Here is an 18,000-nt window from a genome sequence, read left to right as displayed (position 1 = left end):
CGAGTCGAGCGCGCACACCGCGGCCACCGCCACCGCCCACACCAGGTACTGCGGGCTGAGCACCCGGCTGGTCGCCAAGGCGAGCAGCACCGCGGCCAAGGCCAGATCCGCTGACGGAGGCCGCATGCGCCACCAGGCGACCAGCAGCACCGCGCCGCCGATGACCGTGGCCGCCACGCAGCCCAGGGCCACGGCGGACACCCCCGGCCCCGACAGTTCCTCGGCCCCGTAGCGATGCACGATGCGCCAGCCGCCGGTCACCAGCCGAGCGATCAATAGCGGTGTGGCAGCGACAGATTCGATCTGCAACCCGCGCTTCGACTGGAACTGCAGGAACGACCACGCGCCCGGACCCAACACCGTCAGCCCGACGCTCGCCAGCACGCCGACACCGGCAGCCACCGCACTCATCCGCCACAGCGCCCGCCAGCGCAACCCCAGCACGACCACCAGCGGCCACACTTTCAGCAACACGCCAGCGGCGGCGGCGGCACCCGCCGCCGCCGGTCGGCGCGTCGCCCACAGCAGTGCGACGACCGCGGCCGCCGCCACGATCAGATCGAATCGGCCGTAACAGACCCGGCCCAGCAGTGCCACCCCGAGCGTCCAGACCCATGGCCCGGTCGCCCGGCCCGCGCGCGGCGCGGCCCGGATCAACAAGGCCAGCACGCCCGCGTCCGCAGCCGCGACCAGTGCGAAGAACCACCAGTTGTAGCCGTGCCCGCCACCGAGCAGCCAGGGCAGCACCAACAGCGCGCCCGCACCGGGCGGATACTGCCACCGCTCATCGTGCAGCGGGAAAATATTCTGGGACACAATGAGTTCGGCCCATTCGCGGTACAGCGTCAAGTCCGCGGCCGCGGCATCCCAAATACTGTGCGGCAGCGCCGTCACCCCGGTGAACACCACCATCAGCAGCCGAGTGACACCCCACACCAACCACAACCTCGATACCGACGACAGCCCACGCACAATGCCGCAGCCTAACCATCGGGACCCTGATGAGCACGAGATGCAGGTGGGGGGCACCGCCGTTGAAGGGCGTCCGGAATCAGGGCGTTGTCGGATCCGACGAATCCGACGGCCCGGCCGAATCATCTTCGCCGAGGCCGAATCTCGATCGGCGATGCGCGTCGCGCAGCTGGTGCTCCGCCTTGATCGACATCGGATGATCGGATCCGAGGGCACGCAGGCAGCTGGCGTGGGTTGCCATGTACCAGTAGAGCGCTTCGTCGTGCTGCCCCGACGCCCAGCACGCATCGGCGAGTACCAACTGCGCCCCGAGCGTGCGCGCATCCTCCGCACCGAACGCGTCGATACATTGACCCAGCTCCCACCGACGCTGGGCAATGTCCGGATGCGCCACCGGCGCGCGCTCCTGCGCCGCGGTTCGCACTCCCAGCCGGTGACCGAACCGCCACGCGATGACGCCGCCGACCCCGGCGACCGCATAGGCACGCCAGTAGCCGTTGTCGGAAAACCACGATCCGACCGCGAAGATCGTGCAGTACGCGGCCACCCCCGCACCGATCCTGCTGCCCCAGAACCAGAACGCCGACCTGCGCATTGATCTCCTTTCGACAGATAGTCGGTGCGTGCTACGCAGCTGTTCGTAGCCGAATGCACTCACGATTGGTCCGCCCACCCCGATGTGGCCACTGCGGAATCCGCCGCATCGGCGATAACTCTGGACTAATAGGTCATTACCCGATCTGTCGTTGATCGGGCGGGTGGACGCATTGCAGGGTGGAACTGCCGAGACCGGCACTGTTGCACACCTTGACACGGGAGAGATCGTTGTCCGTTCCAGACCACCCGAAAACCACTGCGGCCCTTGGCAGTTCGCGCACCGTCACCGATCGGCTCGGCACCGCCGGGGCAACCCCTTCCATACGCCGTCGGGCCGCCCGATAGCGCGTGGCCCGGTGATGTCCACCTGGCAGCAGGTGGTCAACACGGTGACCTCGGGGCAGTGCGTCGCCGGAGTCGTCGCGGAGTTCGCGGGCTACTACCCGTGGCCGGGCCTGGCATTCGTGCCGATCCGTGATGCCGCGCCCGCCCGCTGGGCGCTGGTGTGGCGCACCGCCGCGGAAACACCGCTGATCCGGGCATTCGCCGAAACGGTGTCCGATGTCGTCGGCGGCAACTGATCGCTTTGCCTCATGAGCAGCAGGTCGGTCCGCAGCACGGCGCCGCCGCATCCTCGACAGTCGGCCGCGGCGCCGGTTTGACGGCCTTGACGATCGCCGAATGCATGCCGTCGGCCACGGAATGGGTTGCGGTGATTTCGATTTCGGTGAAACCGGCCGCGGCCAGCCCGGCGCGGTATTCGGCGAACGAGAGCGCACCGGCGATGCAGCCGACATAGTCGCCGCGTTCGGCGCGCTGCTGTGCCGAGAGCGCATCGTCGGCGATGACGTCGGAGATCCCGATCCGCCCGCCGGGCACGAGCACGCGGGCCATCTCGGCGAATACAGCGGATTTATCCACCGACAGGTTGATAACGCAGTTGGAGATCACCACGTCGATGCTGTTGGCGGGCAACGGGATCGCCTCGATCGTGCCCTTCAGGAATTCGACGTTCGCCGCATCGGCCTTCGCGGCGTTCTCCCGCGCCAGGGCCAGCATCTCGTCGGTCATATCGACCCCGTACGCCTTACCGGTCGGACCGACGCGACGCGCCGAAAGCAGAACATCGATGCCGCCGCCGGAACCCAGATCCAATACCCGCTCGCCCTCGCGGAGTTCGGCGACGGCAGTCGGATTGCCACAGCCCAGCGACGCGGCGGTTGCGGCGATCGGGAGTTGGTCGCGGTCGGCGGCCCGGTAGAGGCTGGCGCCGAAATTGGCATCGACCTCGACCGAAGGGCTGCCGCAACAATCGTTGGCGACACCGCCTTCGGCAACCATATTCGCGGCCTCGGCATACCGCGCCCGGACGGTCTCACGAAGTTCGCTGTGCTGATCTGTCATGACACACCCCTAGTTTGTAGGTTAACCAGGCAGGGAGAAGATTCGTCTGCCTGGCTGTATTGATGAATGTCGATACAGCTTGCGCCCTGAATCGATGAATGTCAATATAGATGGGTGTCGAAACAGGATCTGCCGGTAACCGGCTCCACCAACGCCTGCTGCGCCCCGACGTTGACCAGCTCGCTGGACCACGAGGCGGCGGCGGAGCTGGCGTCGTCATTCAAGGCGCTGGCCGATCCGGTCCGGCTACGGCTGCTGTCACTGATCGCCTCCCGCCCCGGCGAACAGGTCTGCGTCTGTGAGCTGACCCCCCAGTTCGACCTGTCCCAGCCCACCATCTCGCACCATCTCAAGGTGCTGCGCGAGGCCGGCCTCATCGACTGCGAGCGTCGCGGCACCTGGGTCTTCTACTGGGCGATACCGCAAGTACTGCACCGACTTTCGGCCGTCTTGAGCACCACGGGCGCCGAGCCCGTGACCGTATCCGAATGAGCACGCCCGCGCTGGCGCGGCGGTTGCTCGCGGAGTTCGTCGGGACGGCACTACTGGTCTGTGTTGTCGTCGGTTCCGGGATCGCCGCCGCCCAGCTCTCGCCCGACGACATCGGACTGCAACTGCTGGAGAACTCGACCGCGACGGTATTCGGACTCGCGGTGCTGATCCTGATGTTCGGGCCGGTCTCCGGCGCTCACTTCAACCCCGCCGTCTCCGCCGCGGACTGGCTGCTCGGCCTGCGCCACGGCACCGGGCTGACCGGCCGCGATGTCATTGCCTACACCGGCGCGCAAATCGGCGGTGCAATCGGCGGCGCGGTGCTGGCGAACGTCATGTTCGACCAGACCCCGGTCCAGATCGCCACCCACCACCGCGTCAGCGGCGGACATCTGGTCGGCGAAATCATTGCTACCGCAGGACTTGTCGCGGTCATCTTCACCCTGGCCCGCACCGGCCGCGCGACGCTGTCGGCGGCCGCGGTCGCGGCCTGGATCGGCGCGGCCTACTGGTTCACCAGCTCCACGTCATTCGCCAATCCGGCGGTCACGATCGGGCGCGCCTGCTCCGATACGTTCGCCGGAATCGCGCCCGCCTCCGTCCCGGGATTCATCGCCGCCCAAATCGTCGGCGCGCTCGCCGGACTCGCCCTGGTTCGCGTCCTCTACCCCAGCACCACGGCCGAATCGGCAGCGGATGTCATCACTCCCGCCTCCTGAAAGATCCGATCCACCCATGGCCGCCAAGCCCAGTGTCCTGTTCGTCTGCGTCCACAATGCCGGACGCTCCCAGATGGCCCAGGGTTTCCTCACCCATCTCGCCGGAGGCGCCATCGACGTGCGCTCCGCCGGAACCGCGCCCGCCGATACCATCAATCCCCTTGCCGTCGAGGCGATGGCCGAACTCGGCATCGATATCACCGGGCAGACACCCAAGATCCTCACCCCCGACACCGCGGAAACCTCCACCGTCGTCATCACCATGGGGTGCGGCGACACCTGTCCTTATTTTCCCGGCGTCAGCTACCGCGACTGGAAACTCGACGACCCCGCGGGCCAAGACCTGGACACCGTCCGGGCCATCCGCGACCAGATCGAACAATGCGTGCGCGACCTGCTGAGTGAACTCGGCATCCAGAGCTGACACCTGGCGCATTACCGACCACATTCGCGGACCACGGTTCGACTTCACGAACGAAACCGGGCGCGCCGAGCCGGATTCGCCTGCCGAGCGAGTCCTAGAACACGTTCTAGACAGTTTTGATGTTTTGTCTTACGCTCGGTTCATGACGACAGAGTTGTCTCACCGTCCGCAGTTCGAATTGAGGTCCGCGGAGACCTGGCGGGATCCGTGGCAGATGTATGCCGAGCTGCGAGCACACGATCCCGTGCATCACGTTGTGCCCCAGGATGATCCGGTGAGCGACTACTATGTGCTGTCCCGCTATGCGGATGTGCACGCGGCGGCGCGCGACGTCACGACGTTCTCCTCGGCACATGGGCTGACCGTCGACTACCGCGATCTCGGCGAAATCGGCCTGCCGGAGCCGCGGCCGTTCGTCTTCACCGATCCGCCGGATCACACGACCTTCCGCAAGCAGGTCATGAAGGGCTTCACGCCACGCCAGGTGCGTTCGGTCGAACCGCAGGTGCGCGCATTCGTGGTCGAGCGACTGGAACGGCTGCGGGCGGCAGGCGAGGGCGATATCGTCGTCGAACTGTTCAAACCGCTGCCGAGCATGGTGGTCGCGCACTATCTCGGTGTGCCGGGACCGGATCGGCCGAAATTCGACGAGTGGACCGATCTCATCATGACCGCCTCCGCGGGCGGCAGTCCGCTCGATGCCCAAGAGGCCATCGGTGAATTGATGCAGTACTTCGCCCAGCTGATCGAACGCCGCCGCGCCGAACCCGCCGACGATACGATCTCGCATCTGGTCGCCTCCGGCCTCGGCGCGGACGGCGACTACGCGGGCATCATCTCGATTCTCGGCTTCGCCTTCACCATGATCACCGGCGGAAACGACACCACCACCGGCAATCTCGGCGGTGCGGTGCAACTACTCACCGAGCGCCCGGATCAGCGACGGCTGCTGATCGAGAATCCGGCGCTCATCCCGGACGCGGTCGAGGAATTTCTCCGGCTCACCTCGCCGGTGCAGGGGTTGGCGCGCACCCTGGTGCGCGATACCGAGCTGCACGGCACGACCATTGCGGCCGGACGCCGCGCACTGCTGCTGTATGCCTCCGCGAACCGCGACGAACGCGAATTCGGCCCCAACGCAAGCGAACTCGACGTACTTCGACGCCCGAAGCAGATCCTGACCTTCAGCCACGGCAACCATCACTGCCTCGGCGCCGCCGCCGCACGCATGGTCGCATGCGTGGCGCTCGAGGAATTGCTCTCGCGCTGTCCGGATTTCGTCGTCGATATCGACCGAGTCCGCTATGCGCCCGGCAGCTATGTGCGCTGGCCGGACCGTGTGCCATTCCGGGTGGCGCCATGAATGCAGCATTCGGACCACACATCGCTCCAGGCAACGCCATGAATTCGGCACCCGAACCACACACCACTCCACGCGACGCCATAAACGCAGCACCCGAACCACACACCACTCCACGCGACGCCATAAACGCAGCACCCGAACCACACACCACTCCACGCGACGCCATAAACGCAGCATTCGGATGCGGGGTGACTCGGTGACGGGCGGGCGACCCGGAGATTGGCTGCGCCCCAGGCGCGCCGATATTGCGGCAGAACAGATTCTCGACGCCGCCGCACAGCTGTTCGTCGAGCGTGGTGTGGCGAATACCGGCATGGGCGATGTCGCGAAGGCCGCGGGCTGTTCGCGCGCCACCCTGTATCGCTACTTTCCGAACCGCCAAACCCTGCGAATCGCGTTCGTGCACCGCGAGGCTCGTCGGGTCGCGGCCGCGGTCGCCGAGCAGGCTCGCGATATCACCGATCCGAACGAGCGCATTGTCACCGTCATGCTCGCCGCACTGCGCGAGGTCCGCGCCGATCCGGCACTCATCACCTGGTTCACCGCGGGCGATGCGGGCATCGCCAATGAGATCGGGCAATCCTCCGAGGTTATCGAGGCGATTGCCGCGGGTCTGCTGCCTCCTACCACCGATCCCGAGCGTTCCCGCCTGGCGCGCTGGCTGGCCCGCATCATCATGTCGCTGCTCACCGCCCCCGGTCGCGACGATGCCGATGAGCGTGCGATGCTCGAACAGTTCGTCGCCCCGGTCGTCACCGGCTCCTTCGCCAACTGAATTGTCTTGACTTGGAGGGCACTCCAGGTCGTAGCGTCGAGTACGTACGTCACTCGATCGTCGACCAAGGAGGAGAGCCAGCATGATTGCGACCAGGAAGCTCGGACAGCTGACCGTCGGTGCGCAGGGACTGGGCTGCATGGGTATGAGCCAGGCCTATGGTGTGCGCGATAGCGATGACGAATCCATCGCCACCATCCACCGTGCGCTGGATCTGGGCGTGACCATGCTGGACACCGCGAATGTCTACGGCCCCAAGACCAACGAGCGACTGGTGGGCAAGGCTATTGCCGACCGCCGCGAACAGGTAGTACTGGCAACCAAATTCGGCATCGTCTGGGGCGAGGACGGATCCATGGGCGCCCGCGGCGATGCGGCGTATGTGCAGCAGAGCTGCGATGCGTCGCTGGCCCGGCTCGGTGTCGATCACATCGACCTGTACTACCAGCACCGCGTCGACCCGAATGTCCCGATCGAGGAGACCTGGGGCGCGCTGTCGGAGCTGGTACAAGCGGGCAAGGTGCGCTACCTCGGCATTTCGGAGGCCGCAGCGGCGACCATCCGCCGCGCGCACGCGGTCCACCCCGTGACCGCCCTGCAGAGCGAATGGTCGCTGTGGACAAGGGATATCGAGGCCGAGGTGCTGCCGACCTGCCGGGAACTCGGCATCGGCATCGTGCCCTTCTCACCGCTCGGCCGCGGCTTCCTGACCGGTGCGATCACCTCCACCGCCGATCTGCCCGCCGACGATATGCGCCGTCGCCTACCGCGATTCGCCGAGGACAACTTGGACCGCAACCTCGCCATTGTCGCGGCATTGCGCGAGCTGGCCGCCGAAAAGGGCATCACCGCAGGACAGTTGGCCCTCGCCTGGGTGCAGAGCCGCGGCGACGATGTAGTCCCCATCCCGGGCACCAAGCGCCGCACCTATCTCGAGGAAAATGTCGCCGCCGTCGAGATCACACTGACCGCAGACGATCTCGCCCGCATCGATGCCGCTGCCCCCGCAACCGCATTCGCGGGGGCCCGCTATCCGGAACACCTCGCCAGGGCCGCCGGGCACTGACGCTGGTCACGGCGCTTTTCGGTGGGCGCCGGTCCGGGCCTGCGGCGAACGGATTACGATCTTCCCGCTTTTGCTAGTCGTTAGCTGCTCCATCAGGTCACAGCCGATCAACAGGAGAAGGTAATTACATGGCAATTTCCCGGAAGATCGCGACAGCATCGGTTGCTGCCGCCGCACTCGCCACCACGGTCTTCGGTGCAGCGCAGGCCACGGCCGATCCGATCGCCGGCGGCTGCTCCGACGGCCAATTCGATTTCACCACCAGCCCATTGAGCATGACGAGTGCGCCGACCACCGCGACGTGGAGCGGTAACCTCAACGGCTGCTCGGGCACCCCCGCCCCCACCGCCACGGTGAGCGGCACCTTCAACGGCACCGGCAGCTGCTTCGGCGTCACCGGAAATATCGACGGTTCGATCAACTGGTCGAATGGTCAGGTCAGTCGGATCCGGGGCCCCTGGCGCGTCCAGGGCGGTCTGGTTGCCGCGAACACCAACACCGTGGTCATCGTCGATGGCCCCGGCTCCGGCACACAGATGGCCATCGACGATGGCGGCATCATTAACCCGACAGCAATGACCGGACCGTGTCTGTCCGGCAATGTCCGCGCCGCGTCGATCGGAATCACCGAAGTCCGCTTCGCCTGAATCTCCGCTCGAGGGAATGGGCGCCAGGCTCCGCCTCAGCCCCATTCCCTCGAGCCCACATCCCCACAACACGCTCACCCCAGCAAATCCGCCCTGGACAAGCGATCACCATGCGCTCATGCAGGCAAACGTCGAGAGCACCCCTGCACCAGCGCATTCTCGCCTTTTGGGGGCGGGGTTTGGGGGTGAGGTTAGTGGCGGCCGGAGCCGCTGGAGGAGAGGGTGATCAGGTAGCAGGTTAGGTCGGGGGTTGGGGTGAGGCAGACCTGCCAGATGGGGGTGGCCTGGTCGATGGGGGTGGATTGTTCGGTGGCGGTGCGTATTTCCGGGTATTGCAGGCCCTCGATATATGCGCCCGCGCGGAGGCTCACGCAATGGCTCGGGGTGCTTTCGGAGCTCGACCGATGGCAGTGGTCAGCAGGGCCGTACCGGCCAGTGCCCCGCCGAGCCACAGCACGGCGGTGATGCCGAGGCGATCGGCGACCAGACCGCCGAGTAGTGCGCCGAAGGCGATGGCGGCATTGAAGACGGTGGTGAGCAGGGCGGATGCCGCCTCGCGGTGGCGGGGGGCCGAGGCGGCGAACCAGCTCAGCGAGCTCACCGATACACCGCCATAGGCCAGGCCCCAGACGACCATCAGCAGTGCGGCGACGATCAGCGACCCGCTGATGGCCAGTAGCGCGAGGACCGAGGCGCTGAGGACCGCGCTGATGATCAGCAGGGTGCCGCGCGGTGCGCGGACCACGTAGTTGCCCGCGACGAAATTGCCCAGGATGCCCGCGATTCCGTAGATCAGCAGCAATGCGCCGATCATGGCGGGATGGGCGTGGGCCAGGTCCTCCAGGATCGGACGGATATAGGTGTAGGCGGCGAAATGACCGGTTACCAGGAAGGCCACGATGAATAGGCCGGTCCGCACTCGGGGGTTGCCGGACAGCCGCAGGACACCGTGCAGTGAGACGGCACGGTCTGCGGGCAGGCTCGGTAGCAGTGCCGTCAACATGAGCAACACCAGCAGGGCGAGCAACCCGGCGGCGACGAAGGCAATGCGCCAACCGGCGAGTGCACCGAGGAAGGTGCCCGCCGGAATGCCGAGCACCGAGGCGATGGCGACGCCGCTGAAGACCACCGAGGTGGCGGTCCCCGCGGACTCGGGCGGCACCAGGCGGACCGCGACCGCCGCCGCCATCGCCCAGACGCCGCCCATTCCGATGCCGACGAGCACCCGGCCCACGACCAGCACCGCGAAGATCGGCGACCATGCGGCGGCCAGATTGCCGAGCACCAGCACGCCGAGCAGCGCGCATACCACCCAACGGCGATCGAAGCGGCCGAAACCGGAGGTCAGCAGCGGCGCGGCGACGGCAGCCACCAGGCCGGTGACCGTGAGCGCGAGTCCGGCCGTGCCCTCGGTGACCCGCAGTGCGGCACTGATCGGGGTGAGCAGGCCGACCGGCAGCATCTCCGCGGTGACCACCGTAAAGGTGCCCGCCGCCACCGCGCAGACGCCGAGCCAGCCACGCAGCGTCGAAAGCTCCGGCATTGAACTTGCTTGGGGCGATACCGTTTTCGCGACGTCGTGCACTGGTGTCATGTCATCCACTCAAGAGATCGCACGGTGCGGAAACAACGGCGAAGTTCTCATCGTTCTATGAGCTGGGCTCATCGACCGACGTCAGCGGCCGATTCGGGTTCGCGGCGAAGGCGAAGGGACAGATATGGGCACCCTGGAAGTGCGCGAGCTGGAGGCATTTCTCGCACTGGCCGAGGAACTGCATTTCGGGCGCGCGGGTGCCCGGCTGTACCTGTCGCAGAGCCGGGTCAGCCAGCTCTTGCGAGCGCTGGAACAGCGGGTCGGTGCCCAGCTCGTCGAGCGCAACAGCCGTCGGGTGCGGCTCACGCCGTTGGGCGAGGATTTCCTCGCCGATCTGCGCCCCGCATACCAGGCGCTGCGGGCAACGGTGGACGGCGTGCGGGCCGCGGCGCGTGACGTGAAAGGACTGCTGCGCGTCGGTTTCCAGGGGTCCTACAACGATGATCTGCGCAATGGCATCGATTTGTTCCACCGTAGGTATCCCGACTGCGCAACCGAATTGGTGGAGATCCCGCTATCGGACCCGTTCGGATCGGTGTATCGCGACGAGGTCGACGCCGCCCTCGTCCTGCTCCCGATGGGAGAGGCGGATCTCGTTCTCGGGCAGGTCTTTTCCGAGAACCCGCAGACACTCGCGGTCGCCAGCGACCACCCGTTCGCACAGCACGACAGCCTCGATGTCGAAGACCTCGGGCGGTTCGCATTGATCGGCGTGCGCGGGCCGGCACCGCAGTACTGGCAGCGGGCGCAGGCGCTGGAGGTCACCCCGAGCGGACGTGCGGTAGCGGCCGGGCCGATGGTCGCCACGCTGGCCGAGGGCCTGGCACAGGTGGCGGCGGGGCGCGGAGCCATGCTGTTGTGCGCGTCGACCGCCGCGGACCATCGGCGCGGGTCCGTCACCTTCGTGCCGATCACTGGACTCGCGGCCTCCCGTCTCGGCCTTGTCTGGCATCGCAATCGGGAAACTGCCCGTATCCGCGCGTTTTCCCAGGCTATTGCGGCGGCGCTGGCCGACGGTACCGTGGAATGAGGCCGACCCGGCAGGTCTTGGCCGGTAGCCGCGGGGAGGCAGCAATGGTGCGGATCGAAGGTATGCAGACACCCGACGCGGATGCGCCGTGGGATGAGATCGTGCCGCAGCTGTGGATGGGCGGACATCATTACGGGAACGGCGACGGAGTGCGGGTGCCCGCGGTGGTCGGCACCGAATTCGATGTGGTGATAAGCCTTTTCCAGGCCGACGGGCACGGGCCGGGGCCCGGGGTCGAACACCATCACCTCGCGATACCGGATGCGCCGCTGCACGCCGAGCAGTTGGCGGCGGCGCGTGCGCTGGCCGCGATCGCCGCCGCGGCGGTCCGCGCGCAGCGCAGGGTCATGGTGCGCTGTCAGTACGGCTACAACCGGTCGGGGTTGGTGGTCGCACAGACCCTGCTCGACCTGGGCTATTCGGTCGACGACGCGATCGCCCTGATCCGGCGGCGGCGCTCGCCCTATGCGCTGAACAACGGATTCTTCGTCAACTATCTGACGACCGGCCTCGACACGGCGCAGGTCTTATCCGATCTCGAATAGCCCGGTGCGGCGGCGCGGCGACGACGGGCCGCGGCGATAGGGTCCATCGCATCGGCAATCGCATGTCACGGGCGTCGTTTCTGCGCGGCGCACTGGGAGCCGGGGCGGCGCTGGCCAGCTCCGGATTCCCGGCGTGGTCGGGCATTGCCACCGCACAACCCACGGACCGACGCGGACTGCGCGGCCGTGTGCTGCTGCCGGGCGACGCCGGGTACGCCTCGGCGAAACAACTCTTCGATTCCCGGTTCGACGCGAACAGTCCGGCCGCCGTTGTCCAGGTGACCTCGGTCGAGGATGTGCGCGCGGCGGTCGCGCTCGCGGCGGAGTCCGGACTGCGGATCGCGCCGCGCGGTGGCGGACATTCCTATGTCGGGGCGTCCGCGGCGGACGAAACGCTGGTCATCGATCTGCGCGAACTGCGCGATGTGCGCTACGACGGCGGCCGGGTCACCGTCGGGGCCGGAGCTTCGTTATCCGATGTGCAGAACGGTCTGCACCGATTCGGGCAGACCCTCCCCCTCGGCACCTGTGCGACGGTCGGCATTACCGGCCTGACCCTCGGCGGCGGTATCGGCATCGAGTCGCGGCGGCACGGATTATCGTGCGACCGGCTCGATTCGGCAGGCATCGTGCTTCCGAATGGCGAGTTGGCCGAAACCTCCGCGACCAGCGACCCGGACCTGTTCTGGGCGCTGCGCGGGGGCGGCGGGCAACTCGGCGTCGTCACCTCGCTGACCTTCCTGACCTGCCCCGCGACCCCCAAAGACGTAGTGCGCCTGACCTTTCCAGCCGAGCGACTGGCACGGGTGATCACCGGCTGGGCCGACTGGCTGTCGACCGCGGACCGCAGCGCGTGGGCCAATATCGACGCATCCACCGACGGCCACGGCACCATGGAGTGCGCCGTCCTGCTGGTCTGTCCCGCGGACACCGGCACTGAACACACCCGCACCTTGACCGCGGCCACCGGTACCGACCCGCTGACCGTCCAGCGACAGACTCTCGACCATCTCGAAGCGTTCGGCGCGCTCGCCGGTGGCAGCGACGCACCGCGCACCTGCTCGGTCTCGGGATCCGATGTCGTAGCGAATATTTCGAGCGATCTGGCCGACCGAATCGTCGAAACCCTCACCATGCTCGCGGATGCGCCCGGCCGAGTACTCATCGACCCACTCGACGGCGCGGTACGCGATCTCCCCAGCGAAGCAACGGTTTTCCCGTGGCGCGACCACGCGGCCGTCCTGCAGTGGATCATCGACGCTCCCGCCGATACCGGGCACTGGATCGCCGATGCCCATCGAAATCTCGGTTCGCATTCGACAGGCGCATACGTCAACTATCTCGAACCATCGGATTCCCCCCGCCGCTACTTCGCCGACAATCTCGACCGACTCCGGCGCATCCGCACCGCCGCGGATCCCGACAACCGGCTGCACCCGACACTCGCACTCTGAATCGGCACCGAAATGCCGAGTACCCGGCCTCGGTACCCGCCAAGGCCGGGGCACTGACTTCGGCGCGGATCAACGCGGGGCGTTGGCCGGATCGGCGACGGTCGGGTGGGTCCCCTCCCGGTGCGCCCGGCGGGCATCCTCGAAGAACTCCCGCGAGAACATCGCCGACAGCACCGCGATCCCCGCGCGGTGCACCCGGAATTCACTCCGGTTGCTGGTGCCGGTGAGGCGGATGACACGGCCCGCGACGTCCTTGGGCCGCGCGAAGTCCTTGACCCGGCCGCGCCCGGTCCACCGCAGTTCGGTCTGGTCGATGACGGCGTCGTCGGGGACGAGCAGCTTGACCATGGCGTGGTCGAGGTCGGCATGCACCACGATCTCGCCGTCGCCGGTGATCAGCGGCGAGCGCAGGTCGATGACGACGCTGCCGTAGCGGGCGGTGACATCGAAGGTATCGGCGTCGGTCCAGTCACCGAGGCGCTTGGTGGTCTCGTGGTCGACGTGGATCCGGGTGGGGGTCTTGGCGGTCATTTCTCTGTTCCTTTCGGGCGGTGGCTTCCGCTGATGAATTAATAGTGGCATATGAACTAGTTTCTTTGCAACTAGTTTTTGAGACCCTAGTTGTCCGGACACCACTAGAATGGTCGGTATGACGGCATCGACGCAGTTCAAGCGCTCGCCCCTGGCGATGGCGCTGCTCGGCATCCTGCATCTGGAACCGATGCACCCCTATGCGATCCAGCGGCGGATCAAGGAGTGGGGCAAGGACAAGGTCGTCAATGTCACCCAGCGCGCCGCGCTGTACAAGACGATCGGCAGACTGCAGGAGGCCGGGCTGGTCACCGTCCGCGAGACCGGACGCGATCAGCAATATCCGGAACGCACGGTCTACGAGATCACCGATGCGGGCCGCGCGGCCTGCGCCAGCTGGTTGGCCGAGATGATCGGCGAACCGCGCAACGAATATCCGGACTTCCCTGCGGCACTGTCATTTCTGATGCTGCTCGGCCCCGACGGCGCCCGCATCGAACTGGAACGGCGCGCAAAGTCGGTGCGCGCGAAGCTCGCCGAGATGGATACCGATGCGGCGCAGGCCGCCGCAATGCAGCTGCCCCGGGTGGTGATGCTGGAGGACGAGTACCAGCGTGCGGTCACCGAGGCCGAATTGCGTTGGCTCGACAGTGTTATCGCCGATCTGGCCGCGGGCACGCTGACCTGGTCCAGGGAATCCCTGCTGCCGTACCAGCAGCCCTAGACAGGATCGGCCAACTTCGGTGCCCGACGCGCACTTTGGCGCGTGCGGGGCCACGATGTATTGCGTGGCAGGAAAATTCGTCCCGGTACCCGACTGGTTCGCCTGGGAGAACCAGGATTGCGGGATCGCGGTCGCGGATATCGATGGTGACGGCAACCCCGATGTCGTCGTGCTCATGGTGGACGATCCACAGGGCCAGAACACCGGGTCCTATCGGGTGGGCAAGGGATTGGCCACCGATGGAACGACGCAGAGTTGGGGGCCGTGGCTGCCGGTGCCGGATTGGTACGGCTGGGAGAACCAGGGCGCTGGCATCGCCATCGGGGATCTGAACGGCAACGGTCGGCCCGATCTGGTGGTCTTCCTCGTCGACAATCCGCCCGGCCAGAACCAGGGTTTCTACCGGATCGGGCGCGATCTGGACGCCGACGGCACGGTGACCGGCGGGTGGACGCCGTGGATCGCCGTACCGGATTGGTACGGGTGGGAGAACCAAGGGGCCGATATCTGCCTCACCTCCATCGATGGCCGGACCACCCTGGTCCTGCTGACGGTCGACAATCCACCGGGTCCGAACAGCGGACAGTTCCGACTGGCCAAGGACCTGACCGCCGACGGTGCGGTCGGTGAATGGACGCCGTGGGTCGAGGTGCCCGACTGGTACGGGTGGGAGAACCAGGGCGCAGGCATCACGGCCACGGATCTGGACGGCGACGGCAGACCGGAGCTGATCGTCTTCGCGGTGGACGATCCCGACGGTGTGAATGCCGGTGTCTACACCATCGGCTGGGGTCTGGAGGGGTCGGGGCACGCGGTCGACGGCTGGAGCGGGTGGACCGAGACGGACTGGGGATTCGCCGAAAACCAAGGCGCGGCAGTGGCTTTGCTGCCACATGCGGATGCGGCACCGGAGCTGGTGGTATTCACCATCGACGCACCCGAGGGTCCCAATGCCGGATATCTGCGCGTGCTCGAACTGGAAACCGATCTGACGCATGCGCCGCATCTGGGCCTGTGGCGAATTCTCGATTTCGGCACCGAGATCAATCCGGTGCACGCCGCCGTGCTGCACACCGGTGATGTGCTGTTCTTCGCCGGATCCGGTAACGATCCGGACCGGCACGACGCCCACGAATTCCGCACGCGGGTATGGCATTACCCGCGGCCGCAGCTGAGCGCGCCCGCCACCCCGATCGATCTGTTCTGTGTCGGCCAGGCGTTCCTGCCGGATGGCAGGCTGCTCGCGGCGGGCGGCACCGAACGCTACGACCCTTTCTACGGGCTCCAGGACGCGCTGATCTTCGACCCGGCGACATCGACCTGGAATGCCCAGCCGGATATGGCCTTCGGGCGCTGGTATCCATCACTGGCACCGCTGCCGAACGGCGATATCGTGGCGGTATCGGGTCTCGGCACCGACAACTTCCTGTCCGTCATCCCGGAAGTGTTCGATGCCGGGACCGAAACCTGGTCCCAGCTGCCCTCGCCCGGCCCGATTCCGATGTACGGACATCTCGTCCTGCTGGCCGACGGCAGGCTGTTCTATACCGGCGGCCAGTACGGCGCGAACAACGGTATGCGACCGTCGATCTGGGATCCGGCAACCGGCGCCACCGTCGAGGTGCCCGGCCTCACCGATCCGGGATCGCGCAATCAGTCCACCAGTGTGCTGCTGCCACCCGCGCAGCAACAGCGGGTCATGATCCTCGGCGGCGGTGGCTTCGATATGCACAGTCCCGCACCGGCGCTGGCCGATACCAGAATCGTCGACCTGACCGCGGCGGCACCGGAATACCAACCGGCGCCGCCGATGGACCACCCGAGAATGCACCTGAGCGCGGTACTGCTGCCGGACCGAACGGTGCTGGCCACCGGTGGTTCCGGAATGGAGGAGATGGCACACGCCGCACCACCGCATGCCGAGATCTTCGATCCGGCCACGGGCACCTGGATGCACACCGCACCGTGTCGCGTCCCGCGGCTCTACCACTCCATCGCACTGCTCACCCCCGACGGCAAGGTGATCACCGCGGGCTCCAATCCGGCGCGCAAGACCGAGGAACTGCGCATCGAAACCTATTGGCCGCCTTATCTGTTCCAGGGCGAGCAACCCCAGCTCGCGCTCGCCAGCGATACCGCCGCCTACGGCGCGACCGTCACCGCGACCACCGCCGCCACCCTGCGCGAGGTGAATCTCGTCCGCCCGGGTGCCTGCACCCACTCCTGCGATAACGAGCAACGCCTGATCGATCTCGAATTCACCAGCACCACACCGGATTCGGTGACGATCACGCTGCCGACCAATCCGGCGCTGGCACCACCGGGCTGGTATCTGGTGTTCGTCGTGAACGACCAGGGCGTGCCATCGACCGGACAGTGGCTGCACCTGAGCTGAGTGCACCGGCGATTGTGCGCGACCACAGTCGGTGACCGACCCGACCGTGCGGTCCCCAGCACCCGGTTCGGTTGCACGCCGCCCGCGCGCCCGGCCCGTAAGGTAGGCGAATATGGTGCCCACCGAGATATCCGAGCTGGTCGAGTCGATCGTGGAGTCGTATCTGCTCGACGGACCGCGCCGCTACACCCGGACCCAGGTCGCCGAGCAATCCGGGGCCACTGCCAACCTGACCAAGCGGCTGTGGATGGCGCTCGGCTTCCCGGCCGGAGTCGACGATGCCGCGATCGACTACACCGACGCCGATATCGCCGCGGTCCGCAATTTCCGTGCACTCAATGTGCTCGCCTCCGCCGACTCCCGGCAGCAGGCCGCGACCGCGCGCACCCTCGGCCAGGGTATGGCCCGACTCGCGGAATGGCAGGTCGATATGGTGCTCGCCGAGATCGGCGATCGCATGGCCGCGGCCGAGCCCGGAGCCGATCCGGCCGCAACCGCCCGTGCCGCAACCGAGGCTGCCATTTCGACGCTCGAACAGCTCAATACCTACGCCTGGCGCCGCCACCTCGCCGCCGCACTGGCGCGTTCGCTCGATCCGGGTACCACCGCGGGCGAGGCGGTGCGGGAGTTGGCGGTCGGCTTCGCCGATATGGTCGGCTACACCCGGCTCACCAGGCATCTGCATCCGGATGAACTGTCGATGCTGTTGGAGGCGTTCGAATCCACCACCACCGCCGCGATCACCGAGAACGGCGGGTGGGTCATCAAGAACGTCGGCGACGAGGTCATGTTCGCGGCCGAGGATCCGGCCGACGCGGCCCGGATCGCACTGTCCATCCAGGAGAGCACGATGATGGTCGGCGGCACTCCCGACCTGCGGGTCGCGGTGGCATACGGCCCGGTGCTGCAGCGCTTCGGCGATCTGTACGGCTCGGTGGTCAATATCGCCTCTCGGCTCACCGGCGTCGCCCGCCCCGGCACCGTACTCATCGATGACGATGCCGCCGCCGCGCTGGAGGGCAATCCGGAGTTCGATATCCGCAACCTGCGCAGCGTGCGCGTCCGCGGCTTCAATCGCCTGCGTCCACACACACTGCGGCGCTCTGTCTAATTTGCAGCGCCTGCGGCGCTGCGTGTTCGCGGCCCCGAATATTCAGCATCGCGTAGCGATTCGATGAGGGGTGGTGGTCGGGCGACGGGTGGGCCTCGCGTCCGAGCCGTCGAGACTCGCGCCTGCGGCGCGTGCACTTCGACGACTCGGACGCGAG

At 66.9% G+C, this 18,000-nt stretch carries 19 protein-coding genes and 1 pseudogene; 14 read left to right on the top strand and 6 right to left on the bottom strand.

Annotated features, from left to right (window positions below):
* Positions 1–63 precede the first annotated feature (63 nt).
* Both ABZW16_RS27280 and ABZW16_RS27275 read right to left on the bottom strand, forming a co-directional pair.
* Positions 64–912: pseudogene (locus tag ABZW16_RS27280) on the bottom strand (glycosyltransferase 87 family protein); the annotation flags it as partial.
* Positions 913–1,051: 139 nt separating this feature from the next.
* Complete coding sequence (locus tag ABZW16_RS27275) at positions 1,052–1,567, bottom strand: tetratricopeptide repeat protein (RefSeq protein WP_354958910.1); 516 nt, start codon at positions 1,565–1,567, stop codon at positions 1,052–1,054.
* 361 nt (positions 1,568–1,928) lie between these two features.
* Here ABZW16_RS27275 and ABZW16_RS27270 point away from each other — a divergent pair, with 361 nt between their 5' ends.
* Positions 1,929–2,150 (top strand): hypothetical protein, encoded by a 222-nt coding sequence (locus tag ABZW16_RS27270; RefSeq protein ID WP_354958909.1) that lies wholly within the window; start codon positions 1,929–1,931, stop codon positions 2,148–2,150.
* Positions 2,151–2,160: 10 nt separating this feature from the next.
* Here ABZW16_RS27270 and arsM read toward each other — a convergent pair whose 3' ends face one another.
* Positions 2,161–2,973 (bottom strand): arsenite methyltransferase, encoded by an 813-nt coding sequence (gene arsM / locus ABZW16_RS27265; protein ID WP_354958908.1) that lies wholly within the window; start codon positions 2,971–2,973, stop codon positions 2,161–2,163.
* A gap of 171 nt (positions 2,974–3,144) precedes the next feature.
* Between arsM and ABZW16_RS27260 the strand changes: the two genes are divergently transcribed.
* The 7 genes from ABZW16_RS27260 to ABZW16_RS27230 all read left to right on the top strand — a co-directional run bounded on the left by ABZW16_RS27260 (position 3,145) and on the right by ABZW16_RS27230 (position 8,459).
* Entirely contained in the window at positions 3,145–3,465 is a 321-nt protein-coding gene (locus ABZW16_RS27260) for a metalloregulator ArsR/SmtB family transcription factor (protein ID WP_354958927.1), read from the top strand.
* Positions 3,462–4,184 carry an aquaporin gene (locus ABZW16_RS27255; RefSeq protein ID WP_354958907.1) on the top strand — a complete coding sequence of 241 codons (723 nt, stop codon included), beginning with the start codon at positions 3,462–3,464 and terminating at the stop codon, positions 4,182–4,184. Before ABZW16_RS27260 ends, ABZW16_RS27255 begins: the two co-directional genes overlap by 4 nt.
* Before the next feature lie 16 nt (positions 4,185–4,200).
* Entirely contained in the window at positions 4,201–4,608 is a 408-nt protein-coding gene (locus ABZW16_RS27250) for an arsenate reductase ArsC (RefSeq protein WP_354958906.1), read from the top strand.
* A gap of 142 nt (positions 4,609–4,750) precedes the next feature.
* A complete protein-coding gene (locus ABZW16_RS27245) occupies positions 4,751–5,971 on the top strand; it encodes a cytochrome P450 (protein ID WP_354958905.1) in 1,221 nt (406 codons plus the stop codon).
* Positions 5,972–6,167: 196 nt separating this feature from the next.
* Positions 6,168–6,746, top strand: coding sequence for a helix-turn-helix domain-containing protein (locus ABZW16_RS27240; RefSeq protein ID WP_354958904.1), 579 nt, complete (start codon positions 6,168–6,170; stop codon positions 6,744–6,746).
* A gap of 82 nt (positions 6,747–6,828) precedes the next feature.
* Positions 6,829–7,812 (top strand): aldo/keto reductase, encoded by a 984-nt coding sequence (locus ABZW16_RS27235; protein ID WP_354958903.1) that lies wholly within the window; start codon positions 6,829–6,831, stop codon positions 7,810–7,812.
* Positions 7,813–7,940: 128 nt separating this feature from the next.
* Positions 7,941–8,459, top strand: a complete 519-nt coding sequence (locus ABZW16_RS27230) for a hypothetical protein (RefSeq protein ID WP_354958902.1) — start codon at positions 7,941–7,943, stop codon at positions 8,457–8,459.
* 191 nt (positions 8,460–8,650) lie between these two features.
* On the opposite strand, the gene ABZW16_RS27225 is transcribed toward ABZW16_RS27230, so the two are convergent.
* Positions 8,651–8,830 carry a hypothetical protein gene (locus ABZW16_RS27225; protein ID WP_354958901.1) on the bottom strand — a complete coding sequence of 60 codons (180 nt, stop codon included), beginning with the start codon at positions 8,828–8,830 and terminating at the stop codon, positions 8,651–8,653.
* Positions 8,827–10,002: an MFS transporter gene (locus ABZW16_RS27220; protein WP_354958900.1), complete on the bottom strand. Its 1,176-nt coding sequence runs from the start codon at positions 10,000–10,002 to the stop codon at positions 8,827–8,829. The genes ABZW16_RS27225 and ABZW16_RS27220 overlap by 4 nt, the downstream gene beginning before the upstream one ends.
* A 175-nt stretch (positions 10,003–10,177) precedes the next feature.
* Here ABZW16_RS27220 and ABZW16_RS27215 point away from each other — a divergent pair, with 175 nt between their 5' ends.
* The 3 genes from ABZW16_RS27215 (at position 10,178) to ABZW16_RS27205 (ending at position 13,082) form a co-directional block, all read left to right on the top strand.
* On the top strand, positions 10,178–11,083 hold the full coding sequence (locus ABZW16_RS27215) for a LysR family transcriptional regulator (protein ID WP_354958899.1): 906 nt from the start codon (positions 10,178–10,180) through the stop codon (positions 11,081–11,083).
* A 44-nt stretch (positions 11,084–11,127) separates the two neighbouring features.
* Entirely contained in the window at positions 11,128–11,628 is a 501-nt protein-coding gene (locus ABZW16_RS27210; protein ID WP_354958898.1) for a hypothetical protein, read from the top strand.
* 62 nt (positions 11,629–11,690) lie between these two features.
* Positions 11,691–13,082 (top strand): FAD-binding oxidoreductase, encoded by a 1,392-nt coding sequence (locus ABZW16_RS27205; RefSeq protein ID WP_354958897.1) that lies wholly within the window; start codon positions 11,691–11,693, stop codon positions 13,080–13,082.
* 69 nt (positions 13,083–13,151) lie between these two features.
* Here the strand turns inward: ABZW16_RS27205 and ABZW16_RS27200 are convergent, their stop codons facing one another.
* Positions 13,152–13,613, bottom strand: a complete 462-nt coding sequence (locus ABZW16_RS27200) for a hypothetical protein (protein ID WP_354958896.1) — start codon at positions 13,611–13,613, stop codon at positions 13,152–13,154.
* A gap of 118 nt (positions 13,614–13,731) precedes the next feature.
* On the opposite strand from ABZW16_RS27200, the gene ABZW16_RS27195 reads away from it, so the two are divergent.
* The 3 genes from ABZW16_RS27195 (at position 13,732) to ABZW16_RS27185 (ending at position 17,843) form a co-directional block, all read left to right on the top strand.
* Positions 13,732–14,337, top strand: coding sequence for a PadR family transcriptional regulator (locus ABZW16_RS27195; RefSeq protein ID WP_354958895.1), 606 nt, complete (start codon positions 13,732–13,734; stop codon positions 14,335–14,337).
* Between the two features lie 64 nt (positions 14,338–14,401).
* Complete coding sequence (locus ABZW16_RS27190; protein WP_354958894.1) at positions 14,402–16,732, top strand: galactose oxidase-like domain-containing protein; 2,331 nt, start codon at positions 14,402–14,404, stop codon at positions 16,730–16,732.
* Between the two features lie 112 nt (positions 16,733–16,844).
* Positions 16,845–17,843, top strand: a complete 999-nt coding sequence (locus tag ABZW16_RS27185; RefSeq protein ID WP_354958893.1) for an adenylate/guanylate cyclase domain-containing protein — start codon at positions 16,845–16,847, stop codon at positions 17,841–17,843.
* The last annotated feature ends 157 nt before the right edge of the window (positions 17,844–18,000 follow it).

Source organism: Nocardia sp. NPDC004604, from assembly GCF_040609795.1.
Classification (GTDB): domain Bacteria; phylum Actinomycetota; class Actinomycetes; order Mycobacteriales; family Mycobacteriaceae; genus Nocardia.
The sequence above is the reverse complement of the archived record's forward strand: the minus strand, read 5'-3'. Positions and strand labels throughout refer to the sequence as shown.

Bases quoted from the DNA above. Each gene is read 5' to 3' on its own strand.
- ABZW16_RS27275 (WP_354958910.1), bottom strand. From the start codon at position 1,567: ATGCGCAGGTCGGCGTTCTGGTTCTGGGGCAGCAGGATCGGTGCGGGG.
- ABZW16_RS27270 (WP_354958909.1), top strand. From the start codon at position 1,929: ATGTCCACCTGGCAGCAGGTGGTCAACACGGTGACCTCGGGGCAGTGC.
- arsM (WP_354958908.1), bottom strand. From the start codon at position 2,973: ATGACAGATCAGCACAGCGAACTTCGTGAGACCGTCCGGGCGCGGTAT.
- ABZW16_RS27255 (WP_354958907.1), top strand. From the start codon at position 3,462: ATGAGCACGCCCGCGCTGGCGCGGCGGTTGCTCGCGGAGTTCGTCGGG.
- ABZW16_RS27250 (WP_354958906.1), top strand. From the start codon at position 4,201: ATGGCCGCCAAGCCCAGTGTCCTGTTCGTCTGCGTCCACAATGCCGGA.
- ABZW16_RS27245 (WP_354958905.1), top strand. From the start codon at position 4,751: ATGACGACAGAGTTGTCTCACCGTCCGCAGTTCGAATTGAGGTCCGCG.
- ABZW16_RS27235 (WP_354958903.1), top strand. From the start codon at position 6,829: ATGATTGCGACCAGGAAGCTCGGACAGCTGACCGTCGGTGCGCAGGGA.
- ABZW16_RS27230 (WP_354958902.1), top strand. From the start codon at position 7,941: ATGGCAATTTCCCGGAAGATCGCGACAGCATCGGTTGCTGCCGCCGCA.
- ABZW16_RS27220 (WP_354958900.1), bottom strand. From the start codon at position 10,002: ATGCCGGAGCTTTCGACGCTGCGTGGCTGGCTCGGCGTCTGCGCGGTG.
- ABZW16_RS27215 (WP_354958899.1), top strand. From the start codon at position 10,178: ATGGGCACCCTGGAAGTGCGCGAGCTGGAGGCATTTCTCGCACTGGCC.
- ABZW16_RS27210 (WP_354958898.1), top strand. From the start codon at position 11,128: ATGGTGCGGATCGAAGGTATGCAGACACCCGACGCGGATGCGCCGTGG.
- ABZW16_RS27205 (WP_354958897.1), top strand. From the start codon at position 11,691: ATGTCACGGGCGTCGTTTCTGCGCGGCGCACTGGGAGCCGGGGCGGCG.
- ABZW16_RS27200 (WP_354958896.1), bottom strand. From the start codon at position 13,613: ATGACCGCCAAGACCCCCACCCGGATCCACGTCGACCACGAGACCACC.
- ABZW16_RS27195 (WP_354958895.1), top strand. From the start codon at position 13,732: ATGACGGCATCGACGCAGTTCAAGCGCTCGCCCCTGGCGATGGCGCTG.
- ABZW16_RS27185 (WP_354958893.1), top strand. From the start codon at position 16,845: ATGGTGCCCACCGAGATATCCGAGCTGGTCGAGTCGATCGTGGAGTCG.